The 16741-nt window shown below is 56.8% G+C and carries 17 protein-coding genes; 1 reads left to right on the top strand and 16 read right to left on the bottom strand.

Translation table 11 applies throughout. The features are described from left to right. Window positions 1–300: 300 nt before the first annotated feature. Window positions 301–1461, top strand: a complete 1161-nt coding sequence (locus GPM19_RS13640) for a cation diffusion facilitator family transporter (protein ID WP_160419570.1) — start codon at window positions 301–303, stop codon at window positions 1459–1461. Here GPM19_RS13640 and mgtE read toward each other — a convergent pair. From mgtE to GPM19_RS13560, 16 genes are all read right to left on the bottom strand, one after another. Next, window positions 1458–2840, bottom strand: a complete 1383-nt coding sequence (gene mgtE / locus GPM19_RS13635; RefSeq protein ID WP_160419569.1) for a magnesium transporter — start codon at window positions 2838–2840, stop codon at window positions 1458–1460. The genes GPM19_RS13640 and mgtE overlap by 4 nt on opposite strands. Before the next feature lie 134 nt (window positions 2841–2974). Next, window positions 2975–3403: a F0F1 ATP synthase subunit epsilon gene (locus tag GPM19_RS13630; protein ID WP_160419568.1), complete on the bottom strand. Its 429-nt coding sequence runs from the start codon at window positions 3401–3403 to the stop codon at window positions 2975–2977. Window positions 3404–3427: 24 nt separating this feature from the next. Next, window positions 3428–4807 carry a F0F1 ATP synthase subunit beta gene (gene atpD / locus GPM19_RS13625; protein ID WP_160419567.1) on the bottom strand — a complete coding sequence of 460 codons (1380 nt, stop codon included), beginning with the start codon at window positions 4805–4807 and terminating at the stop codon, window positions 3428–3430. A 65-nt stretch (window positions 4808–4872) separates the two neighbouring features. After that, window positions 4873–5763 (bottom strand): F0F1 ATP synthase subunit gamma, encoded by an 891-nt coding sequence (gene atpG, locus GPM19_RS13620; protein ID WP_160419566.1) that lies wholly within the window; start codon window positions 5761–5763, stop codon window positions 4873–4875. Window positions 5764–5834: 71 nt separating this feature from the next. Then, entirely contained in the window at window positions 5835–7379 is a 1545-nt protein-coding gene (gene atpA / locus GPM19_RS13615; protein ID WP_160419565.1) for a F0F1 ATP synthase subunit alpha, read from the bottom strand. A 16-nt stretch (window positions 7380–7395) separates the two neighbouring features. Next, window positions 7396–7932 (bottom strand): F0F1 ATP synthase subunit delta, encoded by a 537-nt coding sequence (locus GPM19_RS13610; RefSeq protein WP_160419564.1) that lies wholly within the window; start codon window positions 7930–7932, stop codon window positions 7396–7398. An 11-nt stretch (window positions 7933–7943) separates the two neighbouring features. Further along, entirely contained in the window at window positions 7944–8414 is a 471-nt protein-coding gene (locus GPM19_RS13605) for a F0F1 ATP synthase subunit B (protein ID WP_160419563.1), read from the bottom strand. 75 nt (window positions 8415–8489) lie between these two features. After that, entirely contained in the window at window positions 8490–8717 is a 228-nt protein-coding gene (gene atpE / locus GPM19_RS13600; RefSeq protein WP_160419562.1) for a F0F1 ATP synthase subunit C, read from the bottom strand. 83 nt (window positions 8718–8800) lie between these two features. Further along, window positions 8801–9628 (bottom strand): F0F1 ATP synthase subunit A, encoded by an 828-nt coding sequence (atpB, locus tag GPM19_RS13595; RefSeq protein ID WP_160419561.1) that lies wholly within the window; start codon window positions 9626–9628, stop codon window positions 8801–8803. Between the two features lie 7 nt (window positions 9629–9635). Beyond that, window positions 9636–10043 (bottom strand): ATP synthase subunit I, encoded by a 408-nt coding sequence (locus GPM19_RS13590; RefSeq protein ID WP_160419560.1) that lies wholly within the window; start codon window positions 10041–10043, stop codon window positions 9636–9638. 201 nt (window positions 10044–10244) lie between these two features. Next, a complete protein-coding gene (locus tag GPM19_RS13585) occupies window positions 10245–11225 on the bottom strand; it encodes a ParB/RepB/Spo0J family partition protein (RefSeq protein ID WP_160419559.1) in 981 nt (326 codons plus the stop codon). 92 nt (window positions 11226–11317) lie between these two features. Continuing rightward, window positions 11318–12085 carry a ParA family protein gene (locus GPM19_RS13580; RefSeq protein WP_160419558.1) on the bottom strand — a complete coding sequence of 256 codons (768 nt, stop codon included), beginning with the start codon at window positions 12083–12085 and terminating at the stop codon, window positions 11318–11320. After that, entirely contained in the window at window positions 12086–12769 is a 684-nt protein-coding gene (gene rsmG / locus GPM19_RS13575; protein ID WP_160419557.1) for a 16S rRNA (guanine(527)-N(7))-methyltransferase RsmG, read from the bottom strand. Further along, window positions 12766–14664: a tRNA uridine-5-carboxymethylaminomethyl(34) synthesis enzyme MnmG gene (gene mnmG, locus GPM19_RS13570; protein ID WP_160419556.1), complete on the bottom strand. Its 1899-nt coding sequence runs from the start codon at window positions 14662–14664 to the stop codon at window positions 12766–12768. Before mnmG ends, rsmG begins: the two co-directional genes overlap by 4 nt. Before the next feature lie 565 nt (window positions 14665–15229). After that, window positions 15230–15991: an amino acid ABC transporter ATP-binding protein gene (locus GPM19_RS13565; RefSeq protein ID WP_160419555.1), complete on the bottom strand. Its 762-nt coding sequence runs from the start codon at window positions 15989–15991 to the stop codon at window positions 15230–15232. 11 nt (window positions 15992–16002) lie between these two features. Beyond that, the gene (locus tag GPM19_RS13560; RefSeq protein WP_114486352.1) at window positions 16003–16674 is read right to left on the bottom strand and encodes an amino acid ABC transporter permease; all 672 of its coding nucleotides are present in this window, start codon (window positions 16672–16674) and stop codon (window positions 16003–16005) included. Window positions 16675–16741: the final 67 nt, after the last annotated feature.

The following is a 16741-nucleotide window of genomic DNA, read 5'->3' as shown; positions in this document are numbered from 1 at the left end:
CACGCGGACCTTAATGCCGCTTATAACATCGCCGCCCGGGGCCATGTTGTTTACCAAGGGCGTGGCCGCAAGGCTACTGCCCGTGTGAGCTCGCAAACGCCGACTCGCACACCGCGAACTCCGGTCACGCTCTCCACGCTTTGGCAACAAAGCGCGTGAGAGTGATGGGAATCCGCGATTCTATTCTTTGAATGAATCGTCAGAGGGTTCAATCGTACATTGCTTACAGTAGCGATGTGAACGACGAAGCCTTAATATCGTTAACCGGAATTCCTTGCGACGTTGGTAAAGAGTCACTCCATGGCATCACAGATCCAAAATACCCACGAGGCCAAGCGCGCCACTTACATTGCCGCCTGGCTGGATGGCTTACTCAGTATCGCCAAGGTGATCGCCGGTGTACTGGTGGGGTCGGCGGCACTGATCGCCGATGGCATTCATTCCTTTTCCGATTTGATCACTGACGGCATGGTATTGGCTGCCACCCATTACGGTCGCCAAGGCCCCGACCAGGATCATCATTACGGCCATGGTCGGATCGAAACCTTGGCGACCCTGTTACTCGGTAGTGTGCTGATCTTCGTCGCCGGAGGGATTGCCTGGTCCAGCCTGCACCGCTTGCTCAGCGGAGCCCAGGTATCTCCGCCGGGAATATGGGCTATCTCGCTGGCCGTCGCGGCTCTCTTGGCCAAGGAATGGCTGTTCCACTACACCATGCGCGTTGCCAAGCGCGTCAAATCCCGGTTGCTGGAAGCCAATGCCTGGCATTCACGCTCGGATGTGCTTTCGACCGCCGTGGTACTGGTGGCGATGCTCGCCGCACAGTTTGGTGCCGGCTGGGTGGATGCGATTGCCGCAGTGATCGTCGGCCTGCTGGTGGGCAAGGTGGGGTGGGATCTGTTGTGGGAATCCGCCCGGGAACTGGTGGATACCGCCTTGCCCGAAGATGCGCAACACAAGATGCACGAGGTAGCCGAGAGCGTGCCCGGCGTGGAAAACGTGCATGATCTGAGAACGCGCCAATCGGCGGGCTGGGCCATGGTCGATCTGCATGTCGTGGTAGGCTCGCGCATCAGTGTCTCGGAGGCTCATGAGATCGGTAATGAAGTCAGCCGGCGTCTGAGGCGCACCTACCCGGCATTGACCGATGTGACCTTTCACATCGACCCCGAAGACGACCAAGGCAAGGGTGATCCCAGCCGGTTTCCCGGTTTACCGCTGCGCCCCGACGTAGAAACAGCTCTGGGCCACCGCTGGTCGCATTTACCTATCTGGCACGCTCTCACCGCACTACAGCTGCATTACTTGAATGACAAGGTCTCGGTTTCATTGATCATTGATGACGATTCTGATGACAGTCTTGATGAAACACTGGAAAGCCTCCCCACCCAGCTCAAGTCGATGGCCAACGATCTGAGCTGGTTGGGAGAAATAGAGATAGTCAAGGTAATGGCACGCTAGGCGGTGGTCAGAATCGCCGTAGCAATACTGAAATAGATCAATACCCCTGAGGCATCGATCAAGGTGGTGACCAGAGGTGCCGATGCCGTGGCCGGGTCGACCTTGAACCGCTCCAGCACAAAGGGCAGGCACATCCCCAGTAGGCTACCGAACAGCACGATGATGACCATGCTCAGTGCCACCACCACCGCTACGGCGTCACCACCGCGCATGATGCCGATGGGGGTGACGGCAATCGCCATCGTGATACCCAACGACCCCGCGACCAGAAGTTCACGCCCCAGCAGCTTACCCCAATCCTTGATGCCGACATCCCCCGTGGCCATACCCCGCACCATCAGAGTGGCGGCCTGGGCACCGGCGTTGCCTCCACTGCCGATCAGCAGCGGCAGGAAGAACACCAGCGCCACTTGGGCGGCAATGGTTTCTTCAAAGTAAGCAATCCCGGCGCCGGAAAACAAATTGGCAAACACCAGCAATACCAACCAGAAGACCCGTTTACGGTACAGACTCCAGATCGGTACACGACCGACACCGTCTTCCAGTTGACCGATAGACATCCCTTTATGGAAATCTTCCGTGGCCTCGGATTCAGCCACGTCCATAGCATCATCGTGCGTGACAATGCCGACCATACGGTTATCTGCATCGATGACCGGCAAGGCAAGCAAGTCATAGCGCGCCACCACGCGGGCAGCTTCCTCCTGTGCTTCGTCCACCGGGATACTGATCACGTCCTTGATCATGATGTCATCTACCACGGCGCCCGGACGCGCCACCATCAGTTGACGCAATGACATCGTACCGGCCAGCTTGCCGTCGCTATCCACGATATAAATCTGATAGACGGTTTCCGCATCCGGTGCGGTCTGGCGCACACGCATCATTGACTGCGACACCGTCATGCCACTGGCAATGGCAACATAATCAGAGGTCATGATGGCGCCGGCCGTGCCCTCTTCATAGCTGGACAGACGCTTCAGGTCTTCACGCTCCTGGTGAGCCATCTGCCGCAGCAATGCCTCCCGACGATCCTCATCCAGAAGGTTGAACAAATCCGCACGTTCATCCGAACCCATTTCTTCCAGCAGGGCCAAAAAGGTGGCGTCGCTGAGCTTCTCGACGATTTCTACCTGGACTTCACCCGGCAGGTAACCCAGGACGTTGGCCGCTCTTTCCAGCGAGAGAATGTCCAACAGCGTGAGGGCACTCGGCAGGTCTTCGTCGTCCTCGACGATGTCTTCGAGAATCTCGGCAATATCCGCCGAACGAAGTTCCGACAAGCGTTCCGCCAAGAGCTCCTTGTGAGGTACTTCCTGGGTCAACGCCTCGAGAAGCTCCTCTTTGGTTTCTTGCAAGCTTTCATCATTCAATGACATTGCTCATCCCCTTAGCGCTTACGGCCATTGACGACATTTCGCCGTGAGGAACCATCATACCAGACAAAAAAAACGCCCCTCGAACCCTGTCATCACGATAGGGAGCGAGGAGCGTCTTATGCCGGCGCGGCAAGTTAGCTTTTGCCGGCCTTTTTGCGCAACTGCTGAATGGTACGCAGCTGAGCCATGGCTTCCGCGAGATCCGCAGCAGCACGACCGTAGTCGAGTTCTGCTGATTTCTCGTTGAGGGCTCTCAGCGCCTGCTGACGAGCCTCTTCGGCAGCGGCCTCATTGAGGTCAGCGGCACGTGAAGCGGCATCGGCCAGAATGGTGACACCACTCGGCTGCACTTCCATGAAACCGCCGGAGACAAAGAAGTGCTCTTCCTTGCCATCGTCGTGAAATACCCGCACCGGACCCGGCTGAAGCTCAGTCAGCAACGGGGCGTGACCCGGCAAAATGCCCAGGTCACCCATGATCCCGGAGGCGACGACTTGCTCGATGGGGCCCGAGAAAATCGACGCTTCAGCGCTGACGATATTGCATGTGAAGCTGTTCGCCATAGCGAATCCCCCTGATGGACGGGATTACTTCTTCATCTGGTTGGCTTTCTCGACGGCTTCGTCGATCGAACCGACCATGTAGAAGGCCTGCTCCGGAAGGTCGTCGTACTCACCATTGAGAATGCCCTGGAAGCCACGAATGGTGTCTTTCAGTGACACGTATTTACCCGGCGACCCGGTGAAAACCTCGGCAACGAAGAACGGCTGCGACAGGAAACGCTGGATACGACGCGCACGGCCCACGGCTAGCTTGTCTTCATCAGACAGCTCATCCATGCCCAGAATTGCGATGATATCCTTGAGCTCCTTGTAACGCTGCAGCACGTTCTGTACACCGCGCGCGGTATTGTAGTGCTCTTCACCCACCACCAGCGGATCCAGCTGACGCGAGGTGGAATCCAACGGATCGATGGCCGGATAGATACCCAATTCGGCAATCGAACGCGCCAATACCACGGTGGCGTCCAGGTGCGAGAAGGTGGTCGCCGGCGACGGGTCGGTCAAGTCATCCGCGGGCACGTAAACGGCCTGTACGGAGGTGATCGAGCCAGTCTTGGTCGAGGTGATACGTTCCTGAAGAACGCCCATCTCTTCCGCCAGGGTCGGCTGGTAGCCTACCGCAGACGGCATACGACCCAGCAAGGCGGATACTTCGGTACCCGCCAGGGTGTAACGGTAGATATTGTCGACGAACAACAGGACGTCGCGGCCATCATCACGGAATTTTTCGGCGATGGTCAGGCCGGTCAGCGCTACACGCAGACGGTTACCGGGCGGCTCGTTCATCTGACCGTAAACCAGCGCTACCTTGTCGATAACGTTGGATTCAGTCATTTCGTGGTAGAAGTCGTTACCCTCACGTGTACGCTCACCCACCCCGGCGAACACGGAATAACCGCTGTGCTCGGTGGCGATGTTGCGGATCAATTCCATCATGTTGACGGTCTTGCCCACACCCGCGCCGCCGAACAGACCGACCTTGCCACCCTTGGCGAACGGGCAGACCAGGTCAATGACCTTGATACCGGTTTCCAGCAGCTCGTTGGAGGCTGCCTGGTCCGCATAGCCGGGGGCCTTGCGGTGGATAGGCATGCGTTCCTGCTCACCGATCGGACCTGCTTCGTCGATCGGCTCGCCGAGCACGTTCATGATCCGGCCCAGGGTTTCCGTGCCGACTGGCACGGAAATCGCAGCCCCGGTGTCCTTCGTTTCCATACCACGCTTGAGCCCCTCGGTGGAGCCCATGGCAATGGTACGCACCACACCGTCGCCCAGCTGTTGCTGGACTTCAAGCACGGTCTCGACATCCGAGACCTTCAGCGCGTCGTAGACCTTGGGAACATTGTCCCGCGGAAACTCTACGTCAATCACCGCGCCGATGATTTGTACGATACGTCCGCTCATCTTGGTTCCTCTCAAAAACCTGCAAATGAAACCTGGTTGCCGGGAAGGTCGATCCTTCCCTGACGCTATACGGCAGCGGCGCCGCCTACGATCTCGGAGATTTCCTGGGTGATGGCCGCCTGACGGGCCTTGTTGTACACCATCTCGAGATCGTCGATCAGACCACCGGCATTGTCGGTGGCACTCTTCATGGCGATCATGCGGGCCGCCTGTTCGCAGGCCCCATTTTCCACCACCGCCTGATATACCTGGGATTCAATGAAGCGAATCAGCAGGCTATCCAGCAACGCCTTGGCATCCGGCTCATACAGGTAGTCCCAGCTTCCGGGACGGGCGTTTTCAGCGTCTTGCGTCGTTTCGTCCGAGCCAATCTCGCTTGACAGAGGAAGAAGCTGACGCACCACCGGTGCTTGCGTCATGGTGTTGACGAATTCGTTGTACACCACGTACAGGCGGTCAATCTTCCCCTGGTCATAGGCTTCGAGCATGACCGTGACACTACCGATCAAGGACTCAACCGTGGGGGATTCCCCCAGCCCACTCTTGGCCGCCACCAGATTACCGCCATAATTGCGGAAAAAGGTGCTGGCCTTGGCACCCAGAGCACAAAAATCCAGCTCCGCGCCTTCCTTTCTCCATCCGCTGGCATCTTTCAGCAGGGCTTTGAAAAGGTTGTGGTTCAAGCCGCCGCACAGGCCGCGATCGGTGGATACCACGATATAACCGACCCGCTTCACCTCGTAACGCTCGACCATGTAGTCGTGCTTGTACTCGGGGTTGGTATCGGCAATGTGGCCCACAACATTACGGATCTGCCTGGCGTAAGGCTGGCTGGCCCTCATCAGGTCTTGTGCTTTACGCATTTTCGATGCAGCGACCATTTCCATGGCGCTGGTGATCTTCTGCGTGTTCTTGATGCTCCCGATCTGGGTGCGTATCTCTTTTGCAGCTGCCATAGCGATCTACCTTTCGTTCGTGGCTATCAGAAAGCATGCCGGCCCACCCGCTAGCAGGCAAGCCCTTAGCATTACCAGCTCTGAGTCGCCTTGAACTTCTCGAGACCCGACTTCAAGCCGTCCTTGATCTCGTCGTTGTAGTCGCCGGTCTGGTTGATCTTGTCGAGCAGCTCGGAATACTCGGACTTCATGAAGTCGTGCAGCGCACGTTCAAAATCCAGTACCTTGTTTACCTCGACATCATCCAGGTAGCCTTCGTTGGCGGCATACAGCGACAGCGCCATTTCAGCCACGGAGAGCGGCGAATATTGGTTCTGCTTCATCAACTCGGTGACACGCTGGCCGTGCTCGAGCTGCTTACGGGTCGCTTCGTCAAGATCCGAGGCGAACTGTGAGAATGCCGCCAGCTCACGGTACTGAGCCAGTGCCAGACGCACGCTGCCGCCGAGTTTCTTGATGATCTTGGTCTGCGCCGAGCCACCCACACGCGACACCGAAAGACCGGCGTTGATGGCCGGACGGATGCCTGAGTTGAACAGGTTGGTCTCGAGGAAGATCTGACCATCGGTGATCGAAATCACGTTGGTCGGAACGAAGGCCGAGACGTCGCCGCCCTGGGTTTCGATGATCGGCAGTGCGGTCAAGGAACCGGTCTTGCCTTTCACTTCACCGTTGGTGAATTTCTCGACGTAATCCACGTTGACCCGTGCCGCACGTTCCAGCAGGCGGGAGTGGAGATAGAAGACGTCACCCGGATAGGCTTCACGACCCGGCGGCCGACGCAACAGCAAAGAAACCTGGCGATACGCCACGGCCTGCTTGGACAGATCATCATAGACGATCAGGGCATTCTCGCCGCGGTCGCGGAAGTACTCACCCATGGTGCAGCCGGAGTAAGCCGCAAGGAACTGCATCGGCGCCGGGTCGGCAGCACCGGCCGCGACGACGATGGTGTGTTCCATGGCGCCATGCTGTTCGAGCTTGCGCACCACGTTGGCAATGGTCGACTGCTTCTGACCGATCGCCACGTAGACGCAGGTCACGCCCGTGCCTTTCTGGTTGATGATCGCATCGATGGCAATCGCCGACTTACCGATCTGACGGTCACCGATGATCAGCTCACGCTGACCGCGGCCGATCGGCACCATGGCGTCGATCGATTTCAGACCGGTCTGAATCGGCTCGTCAACGGATTGACGGGTGATGACGCCCGGAGCGACTTTTTCCACCGCATCGGTCAGCTTGGCATTGATATCACCCTTGCCGTCGATGGGGTTACCCAGAGCATCGACCACACGGCCGATCAGCTCAGGACCCACCGGCACTTCAAGGATACGGCTGGTACATTTGGCGGTCATGCCTTCTTGAAGCAGAAGGTAATCACCCAGGATAACGGCACCCACGGAGTCGCGCTCCAGGTTGAGCACCATGCCGTAGACGCCATTGGGGAATTCAATCATTTCACCGAACATAGCGTCTTCGAGGCCGTGAATTTTCACGATACCGTCGGAAACGCTGACGATGGTGCCCTGATTGCGGGCTTCGGATGCGACGTCAAGCTTTTCGATACGCTGCTTGATGATGTCGCTGATCTCGGAAGGATTCAGTTGCTGCATGCCATGTCCCTCAGACTCAGGCGGAAAGCGCTTCAGAAAGGCGGTTCAATCGACCACGTACCGAGCCGTCAATGACGGTATCGCCGGCACGCAGGATTACACCGCCCAGCAGCGCCGGGTCTACCTGAGTGGTAATGGAGATTTCGCGATTCAGACGTTTCTTGAGCGCGCCTGCCAGCTTGGTTTTTTGCTTGCTGTTCAACTCGTAAGCTGAGACCACGGTGACGTCGATACGCTTTTCGTGCTCGGCGCGAAGCTGCTCGAACTGCTCGGCAATTTCGCCCAGAGCCATCAAGCGATGATGCTGTGCCAAGGTGTCAAGAAAACGACGAATCGCGTCATTGGTGTCATTTGGCGACATGTCCGCCAACAGCGATACTTTCTGTTCATTGTCGAGCTTGGGGCTTCCCAGCAGGCGACGAACGTCCGTATCGGCGATGACGTGACTCAGCAAATTGAGTGCTTGTGACCATTGGTCAAATGACTCCTGGTCACGGGCAGACTCGAACGCCGCCTTGGCGTAAGGACGAGCGACGGTGGATAGTTCCGCCATGATTCACCTCCTTACAGTTCGGCAGCAAGCTCATCAAGCAACTTGCGGTGCGCTTTCTCGTCGATGGAAGCTTCCAGAACACGCTCGGCACCGATGATCGCAAGGTGCGACACCTGGGCACGAAGCTCTTCCTTGGCACGATTGATTTCTTGCTCTATCTCGGCACGCGTGCCGGCGATAATACGCTCGCCTTCTGCGCGTGCCTGATCGCGTGCTTCCTCGACAATCTGCGCGGAGCGCTTATTGGCTTGCTCGAGAATTTGTGAAGCCTGTTCCTTGCTTTCTCGCAACGTCTGAGCCGCTTGTTCTTGAGCTTGCTCAAGATCACGCGATGCCCGGCTAGCCGCATCCAGGCCGTCAGCGATTTTTTTCTGACGCTCGTTGAGCGCATTGCTGAGTGGTGGCCACACGTACTTGGTGCAAAACCAGACAAAGATCGCGAAGGCGATCGTCTGCCCGATAAGCGTCATGTTGATATTCACAGGGATGTACCTCTGACAGGTTCGTGGCGACCGGAGTGAAACAAAACCGAGCGGGTAAGCCGCCCGGTAGGCTCATTAACCGGCAACAACGAAGATCAGGTACATCGCAATACCCACACCGATCATCGGTACAGCATCCAGCAGACCCGCCATCAGGAAGGTTTTGGTTTGCAGTTGGTCACCCAGTTCCGGCTGACGCGCGGTGGCTTCCAGTAGCTTGCCACCCAGGATAGCAAAGCCGATACCGGTACCCAGGGCACCTAGACCGATCATAAGTGAAGCAGCAACGTAGATGAGTTCCATGGTAATGCTCCTAGTTTTCTCAAGTTGAGGTTTGCAGTTAAGGGTTGAGGTTAAGGGTTAACGTATTGCAAGCATTGCTCGTTTCAGTGTTGTTCGTGTGCAGAGCTAAGATACACAACGGACAGCACGGTAAAGATGAAGGCCTGGAGAACCACAATCAGGATGTGGAAAATCGCCCAAGGCACGTCCAGCAGCCAGATGGCCCAGAAAGGCAGCATCGCAATCAGGATGAAGATGACTTCCCCGGCGAACATGTTGCCGAACAGACGCATGGCCAGACTGAAGGGCTTGACCAGCAGGGCAATGATTTCCAGCAACAGGTTGAAAGGAATCAGCGCCCAATGATTGAACGGTGTCAAGGACAGCTCCTTGGCGAAACCGCCCACGCCCTTGACCTTGATGCTGTAGTACAGAATCAGGAAGAAGGCGCCCAAAGCGATGCCCAGGGTGGCATTAGGATCGGTGGTGGGAACGATCTTCATGTAATCCACGCCGAGACGCATGAACAGTTCCGGGAAATAATCGATCGGAATGAGCTTCAGGGTGTTCATCAACAGGATCCAGACGAACAAGGTCAGGGCCAGGGGAGCAATCAGCGGGTTACGCCCATGGAATGCCCCTTGTACCAGGTTTTCAATGAATTCGATGACCATTTCGACAGCATTCTGCAGTTTTCCGGGTACGCCTGTGGTGGCGATTTTTCCCGCCTTGCGAAAGACCCAGATAAACAGCACACCCATGGCAATCGACCAGCCCATGGTGTCCAGGTGAATCGCCCAGAAACCCATTTCACGCGCTTCCAGTGCGGAATGCGCCAGTGACCAGCCGTTTTCCGGGTGATTGCCGAAGGTCAAATTCTGTAAATGGTGCTGTATATAAGCCGTTGGTGTGACGTCGTTTCCTGCTGCCATGGAAATTTCACCTCAAGTCAATTGGACGGTTTCCAGGCATTAGCCAAGGTGCTAGCCAATGCATCAGTACTACCGCCACATAAGCGCTAAAAAAGAAAGCGGGGTTTGAAGGGGGCGCTGCAATAAACACCACAACGAACAATGCCACCGTCAAACCAAACTTGCCCATCGCTGCCTGATAAAAATTGAGCGCCTTGGCACGCGGGGTCTTGCCTCCTCGCTGCCGCGAGCCGCGCCACACGAAATATACCGAAGGCAACAGGCCTACCAGACCACCCAGCAACGCCGATACCAACCCTTCCAGACCGTCCCACCAAGCTGCAATGCCCATTGTAACCAGTATCGCGAGTCCCTGGGCTAGAAACAATCGCCTGAAATCCATGCGTCGACGCTGTACTGAATTCGTTTTATGCATGTGTCGACATTCCGCAGGGCAGGTATTACGTCTACAGGCTGACTCCCGCCACAATCAGGCAAACCCCGCCGGATTATAGGGAAGCCCTATCACACCTTCAACCAAAGCTATGGCGTTTTTGCCCTTTGAGCGACTAACTTGCGACCAAAGGGGGAATTATTGTCAACATTCTTTGGTTTGCTCACGATTTTCTGATCAGGTTCAGCGAATATGTTCCAGAATTCCGTCGAGTTCTTCCAGGCTGGTATAGCGAATGGTCAGTTTCCCCTTGCCACGGTTGCCATGCTGAATGGCGACCGGCGCGCCTAGCAGCTCGCCCAGCTGAGTTTCCAGGCGAGCCACGTCCGGAAGCTGCGGACGACTACTTTCCGCACGGGCCGGTTCTCCCTGCAGCTGATATTTTTTTACCAGTGCTTCGGTAGCCCTTACGGTCAAGTCCTTATTGACGACTTCATGCGCTATCTGGCGCTGCTTGACCCCGGGAAGACTCAGCAGTGCCCGGGCATGCCCCATGTCCAGATCACCACGTTCAAGCAGCGTCTGCACTTCCGGGTCCAGCGCCAACAGGCGCAGGAGGTTGGCTACCTGAGTGCGGGATTTACCCACCGCATCGGCTACCTGCTGCTGGGTAAGGGAAAACTCCTCTCCCAGCCGCTTGAGGGCCAGGGCTTCTTCGATGGCGTTGAGATTTTCCCGCTGAATGTTCTCGATCAGCGCCAATGCCAGGGCGACCTCATCGGTGACTTCGCGGATCACCGCCGGGATGACGTCGAGTTCAGCAAGCTGGGCCGCGCGCCAGCGGCGCTCCCCGGCAATGATTTCATAGCGGTCGGTTCCGGTCGGACGCACCACAATGGGTTGCATCACGCCCTGAGCACGAATGGAATCGGCGAGTTCTTCCAGCGCTTCAGGCTGAATATCACGGCGAGGCTGATATTTGCCCCGAGACAGCTGACCCAGAGGCAAATAGTCGAGGCGGTCCTTGGCTACTTCGGGGGCTTCAATATCAGATTCAGACGTACCCAGACCTTCCTCAGCGGCGAGTGGCGCGCCGAACAGGTCGGCGCCGGCCAGTTCCTTACCGGCCAATTCCTTGCCGAAAACCTCCAGACTTTCTCGACGACGGGCACCGGCGCCGATCAGGGCATCCAGGCCACGTCCCAGAGCGCGTTTACGCGTCATCGCTCATTCCTCACGTTTATAACCCTACTGCGGCGTATCACTGCACCTGAAAAAGGTACCTGAAAAACGGTACCTGAAAAAACAACGACCCTTTACAACGACAAACGGCGAATCATTTCCTTGGCCAGCACGCGGTATGCCTGGCTGCCCCTGGAAAAACGCGCGTACTGAGTCACCGGAAGACCGTAGCTGGGTGCTTCTGCGACCTTGATGTTACGTGGAATCGTGGTTTTCAACAGGGCATCGCCAAAAAATTCACGCAGCTGTTTGTCCACTTCTCGTGTCAAGCTCATGCGTTTGTCGTACATGGTACGCAGGATGCCGGCAATCTTGAGGTTGGGATTCACACTCTGCTTGATCTGCTCGATGGTATCGAGCAGCGCTGACAGACCTTCCAAGGCATAAAACTCGCACTGCAAGGGAATCAGCACGCTATCGGCGGCGGTTAGCGCATTCACCGTCAACATGTTGAGCGATGGCGGGCAGTCGATCAGCACCACGTCATAGGTCGAGGCCACGCCTTGCAAGGCATCTTTCAAGCAGGCTTCACGTGGTTCGCGCGAGAGCAGCTCCACCTCGGCGGCAGTCAAGTCACCATTGCTCGGCAGGACATCGAACCCCGCCGGCGTCTTGCACTTGATCACCGCCTGTGCCGCGACCTCACCCAGCAAGACATCCAGCACGCTGGTATCGAGGCCATGCTTGTCGATACCGCTGCCCATGCTGGCATGGCCTTGGGGATCAAGGTCCACCAGCAGCACCCGATGTTTGAGCGATGCAAGGCCGGCGGCCAGGTTGACCGCCGAGGTGGTCTTGCCGACACCGCCTTTCTGGTTGGTCAGGGCTATGATCTGGCTCACTTACTCCACTCCTTGCTGGGTGAGAATCAACAGCTGCCGCTCGGCGCTTTCAAAGGGCACGTTCAGTTTATGCCGGCTGTGCAATCGAATACCCTCGGGCATTTGATCATGGTCGGTAAACTGGCGTAACTCTTCATCCGCACCGGGGCCTTTCATCGCCAGCCACTGGCCATCCGTTGCCGGAAGTTTGCGCGTCATGGCGATGAAGTCGGCCAGGCTGGCAAAGGCGCGAGAAATGACCTGATCGAACTGTCCCTGGGCAAAACTTTCCACCCGTGCCTGTACCGGAGAGACATTGGTCAGTCCCAGCTCCATCACTGCCTGACGCTGAAAACGTACTTTCTTGCCGTTGCTGTCGAGCAGGGTGACCTCAAGTGAGGGCGCAAGAATTGCCAGCACCAGGCCGGGAAAACCAGGCCCGGCCCCCACGTCCAGCAGACGCGGTCCCTTGACGAAAGGCAGCACGGCAGCGCTGTCGAGCAGGTGACGCGACACCATGGTGTCGACGTCACGTACTGCGGTGAGGTTATAAGCCCGGTTCCACTTGTGCAACAGCGCCAGCAATCCCAGTAGCCGTTCTTGCTGTTCCGGGGTGACCTCAAGCTGTAGTTCGGCCAGGCCTTGACTCAGCCGCGCAACGGCGGAGTCAGGCAGTTGTGAGCGCAACAGGGCAAGCGGTGTCATCCGTTGGCCACCTTAGTCTCATCCAGCAAACGGCGTTTTTTCAAGTGAATCAATAGTATCGACACCGCAGCCGGGGTGACCCCGGAAATGCGCGCGGCATGCGCCAAGGTGGCAGGACGCGCCTCTTCAAGCTTCTGGCGGATTTCATGAGACAGCCCTTCCACCCGATGGTAATCCAGGGTTTCGGGTAACGCTGTGGCTTCATGGCGCTTGAGCTTGTCGATCTCGTTCTGCTGACGCTCGATATAGCCTTGGTATTTGGCCTGGATCTGGACCTGTTCCGCCACCTGGGGATCATCGACTGGCTTGCCGCCATCAAGCAGGGCAAGGTCCTGGTAACTCAATTCCGGGCGCCTGAGCAGATCACTTACCCGGTATTCGCGACTCAAGGGTTTGCCGAGTTTGGTTTCCAATTCAGCAGCACCGGCACTCCCCGGATGCACCCAAAGCGACGCCAGCCGCTGATTTTCCGTCTCGATTGCCTCGCGCTTGATACTGAATGCTTGCCAGCGCTGGTCGTTGACCAGCCCAAGCCCGCGACCGATCTCGGTCAGACGCAAATCAGCATTGTCTTCACGCAACAATAAACGATATTCCGCTCGTGAAGTGAACATGCGGTAGGGCTCTTTGGTGCCCAGGGTGATCAGATCATCGACCAGAACGCCGAGATAGGCCTCGTCACGGCGAGGCCACCAGGCGTCCAGGCCCTGGGCCCGGCGCGCGGCATTCAACCCAGCCAGCAGGCCCTGGGCCCCGGCTTCTTCATAGCCGGTGGTGCCGTTGATCTGTCCGGCAAAGTACAGGTTGTGGATAAACCGTGTTTCCAGCGAATGCTTGAGGTCGCGGGGGTCAAAGAAATCATATTCGATGGCATAGCCGGGCCGGGTGATATGGGCGTTTTCCAGCCCCTTGATCGAGCGGACTACCTTGAGCTGAATATCGAACGGCAACGAGGTCGAAATGCCGTTGGGATAAAGCTCATGGGTATCCAGCCCCTCAGGTTCGATAAACACCTGATGGCTGTTCTTGTCGGCGAAACGATGCACCTTGTCTTCGATCGAAGGACAGTAACGCGGCCCAACCCCCTCGATCACCCCGGAATACATCGGTGAACGTTCCAGGTTGGCGAGGATGATGTCGTGGGTCTGCTCGTTGGTATGCGCGATATGACAATTGACCTGCGCTGGGTGCATTTCCTGCTTGCCCATGTACGACATCACGGGAGTGGGTGTATCTCCCGGCTGAGTTTCGAGCCCCGAGAAATCCACAGTCTTGGCATCCAGGCGCGGCGGTGTTCCGGTTTTTAGCCGGTCGACACGAAATGGAAGTGCGCGCAGACGTTCGGCAAGCGCATTGGAAGGTGGGTCGCCGGCCCGGCCGCCGCGGCTCTGGTCCAGACCGATGTGGATAACACCACCCAAAAAAGTCCCTGTGGATAACACGACCGTCTTAGCCAGAAAGCGAATGCCAGTCTCTGTAACCACACCGCAAACGCTGTCGTTATCCACAATCAGATCGCCTGCCGCTTGCTGAAATAACGTCAGGTTGGGCTGGTTTTCCAGCATTCCCCGGATCGCGGATTTGTAGCGGATGCGATCGGCTTGGGCTCTTGTCGCTCGAACTGCCGGGCCTTTGCGGGCATTGAGCACACGAAACTGGATACCACCGAGGTCGGTTGCAAGTCCCATGGCTCCCCCCAAGGCATCGATTTCCTTGACCAGATGGCTCTTGCCGATCCCGCCAATTGCCGGATTACAGGACATTTGCCCCAGGGTTTCGATGTTGTGGGTCAGCAGCAGGGTCTGACTGCCCATGCGAGCGGAGGCCAGTGCGGCTTCGGTTCCCGCATGGCCACCGCCGATGACGATGACGTCAAAGCGGTCGGGGTAATTCAAAAGACACCTCGTCTTGCACCGATGACGGCGCGATGTGATCAACCGGCAAGGATTCTCCCTTGGCGGTATTCAAAATGAAGCTGGGCAGTATAAACCTCCTGTGGGTAACCGTCAGGTTTTTCCACACCCTGTCAGCCAGTGACTCCAGTATTAAATAACAATATAAGTATAAATAAAGAAGTTCTATTATTGTTGTAATTACTACTGAGGGCAAAATCTGTTATTAATCCATTTAAATTTATAAAAATCAGGTTGTTACGTTGTTGATGATCGAGAGTAAAAGCAGGGCACTACCTGCTGATTAACGGTGCAACTCCTGTGGATGAAAAGGCGCTTTATCCACAGGGCCAATAATTCACTGCTTATCCACCGCTCCATACCCTAGTTGCTACCGCACCTGTGAACAATTTTGCAAGTGCCCTTATTCTTCCCTTCGTGCCTACCATGCTCTGCCTGGGCAAGGTTTTCCCGCTAGCCAAAAATAAAGTTGTCCACAGGCAAAAAAAAGGCCTATCACGAGGATAGGCCGGTCATTTGGCATGTATTGCATGCCGAAACGAAGGGTTTAGTGAGTCAAAACCCGTGAAAGAAACGACTGGGTACGTTCGTGTTGAGGGTTATCGAACAGGCTTTCGGGCTCTCCCTGTTCGGTGATCTCACCTTGATGGATAAAGATGACCCGGTCGGCCACTTCACGCGCAAAGCCCATTTCGTGCGTCACGATCACCATGGTCATGCCTTCCTTGGCGAGCTCACGCATGGCGTCCAATACCTCCCCGATCATTTCTGGGTCCAATGCCGAGGTGGGCTCATCGAACAGCATCAGGCGGGGTTCCATGGCCAAGGCACGCGCCAAGGCGACGCGTTGCTGTTGGCCGCCGGAAAGCTGAGCGGGATATTTGTGGGCCTGGTCGGTGATTCCCACCCGCTCGAGCAGGCGGTTGGCGGTTTCCAGAGCATCGGCGCGGCTCCAGCCGCGTACTTTCATCGGGGCGAGCGTTATGTTCTCGACCACGCTGAGATGCGGAAACAGGTTGAACTGCTGAAACACCATCCCGACTTCGGTACGGATACGCTGCAAGGCGCGGTTACTCTTGCCAAAGGGTAGAAGCTGGCTGCCATCGACTTCCAGTTTGCCCAGCTGGTATTCTTCAAGGCCGTTGATACAGCGAATCAAGGTGGATTTGCCCGAGCCACTGGCCCCGATCACCACCACCACTTCACCGGGAACGATCTCCAGATCGATATCCTTCAATACGTGCAGGTCGCCGAAATGCTTGTTCAGCGCCTGCATGCGCACGATGGGTTGGGTTGCATCATCATTCATCGCAGCAGTCCTTATTGTCCGGCTAGGCCCCTACGCTCGAGTTGGCGCAGCAGGATTGAAAGCGTCCAGGTGATGACCAGGTACATCAGGGCCACCATGAAATAGACTTCCAGAGCGGTAAACGTCGTGGCGATGTAAATCTGCCCCTGACGTACCAGCTCGCCGACGCCGATCACCGAGAACAGCGAGGTATCCTTGATACTGATGATGCCCTGGTTACCCAAAGGCGGAATCATGCGTCGGAAAGCCTGGGGCCAGATGACGTAGCGAAAGGCCTGAGAACGAGAAAGCCCCAGGGAAAGCGACGCTTCACGTTGCCCGCGTTCGATCGATTGCACGCCACCCCGCACGATTTCCGAAATGTAGGCCCCGGAATTGACCGCAATGGCGGCTATACCGGCGGTGAGCGCATTGATCGGACTGCCCAGCAATTGGGGCAAGCCATAGAAAATAAACAGCACCTGAACCAGGATAGGCGTGCCACGGAACACTTCGACATACACGATTGCCGGCCAGCGTAGCCAGCGCAAGGGGCTGATACGTAACAGACCGAACAGGATGCCGATGAAAAAGCCGATGGCGAGGCCACCAAAGGAAATCAGTAAGGTCCAGGGGACGCCGGGGAGGAGATGCGGAATCGAACCAAATGCCGCTGCCCAATCAAATTGAAAAGTGATTTCCACAAACGTTACCTCCCGAGAGGTCAGTCATCGGTGATTGCCGGTGATACCGACATAGGCGAAAAGCCAG

It is taken from the genome of Vreelandella zhuhanensis (assembly GCF_009793355.1).
Lineage (GTDB): Bacteria > Pseudomonadota > Gammaproteobacteria > Pseudomonadales > Halomonadaceae > Vreelandella > Vreelandella zhuhanensis.
The sequence above is the reverse complement of the archived record's forward strand: the minus strand, read 5'-3'. Positions and strand labels throughout refer to the sequence as shown.

Excerpts from the sequence above, each read along its gene's own strand:
- mgtE (WP_160419569.1), bottom strand. The coding sequence starts at position 2,840 with ATGTCATTGAATGATGAAAGCTTGCAAGAAACCAAAGAGGAGCTTCTC.
- GPM19_RS13585 (WP_160419559.1), bottom strand. The coding sequence starts at position 11,225 with ATGACGCGTAAACGCGCTCTGGGACGTGGCCTGGATGCCCTGATCGGC.
- atpE (WP_160419562.1), bottom strand. The coding sequence starts at position 8,717 with ATGGAACTCATCTACGTTGCTGCTTCACTTATGATCGGTCTAGGTGCC.
- GPM19_RS13590 (WP_160419560.1), bottom strand. The coding sequence starts at position 10,043 with ATGCATAAAACGAATTCAGTACAGCGTCGACGCATGGATTTCAGGCGA.
- atpG (WP_160419566.1), bottom strand. The coding sequence starts at position 5,763 with ATGGCAGCTGCAAAAGAGATACGCACCCAGATCGGGAGCATCAAGAAC.
- GPM19_RS13630 (WP_160419568.1), bottom strand. The coding sequence starts at position 3,403 with ATGGCGAACAGCTTCACATGCAATATCGTCAGCGCTGAAGCGTCGATT.
- GPM19_RS13565 (WP_160419555.1), bottom strand. The coding sequence starts at position 15,991 with ATGAATGATGATGCAACCCAACCCATCGTGCGCATGCAGGCGCTGAAC.
- atpA (WP_160419565.1), bottom strand. The coding sequence starts at position 7,379 with ATGCAGCAACTGAATCCTTCCGAGATCAGCGACATCATCAAGCAGCGT.
- atpD (WP_160419567.1), bottom strand. The coding sequence starts at position 4,807 with ATGAGCGGACGTATCGTACAAATCATCGGCGCGGTGATTGACGTAGAG.
- atpB (WP_160419561.1), bottom strand. The coding sequence starts at position 9,628 with ATGGCAGCAGGAAACGACGTCACACCAACGGCTTATATACAGCACCAT.
- GPM19_RS13640 (WP_160419570.1), top strand. The coding sequence starts at position 301 with ATGGCATCACAGATCCAAAATACCCACGAGGCCAAGCGCGCCACTTAC.
- rsmG (WP_160419557.1), bottom strand. The coding sequence starts at position 12,769 with ATGACACCGCTTGCCCTGTTGCGCTCACAACTGCCTGACTCCGCCGTT.
- GPM19_RS13610 (WP_160419564.1), bottom strand. The coding sequence starts at position 7,932 with ATGGCGGAACTATCCACCGTCGCTCGTCCTTACGCCAAGGCGGCGTTC.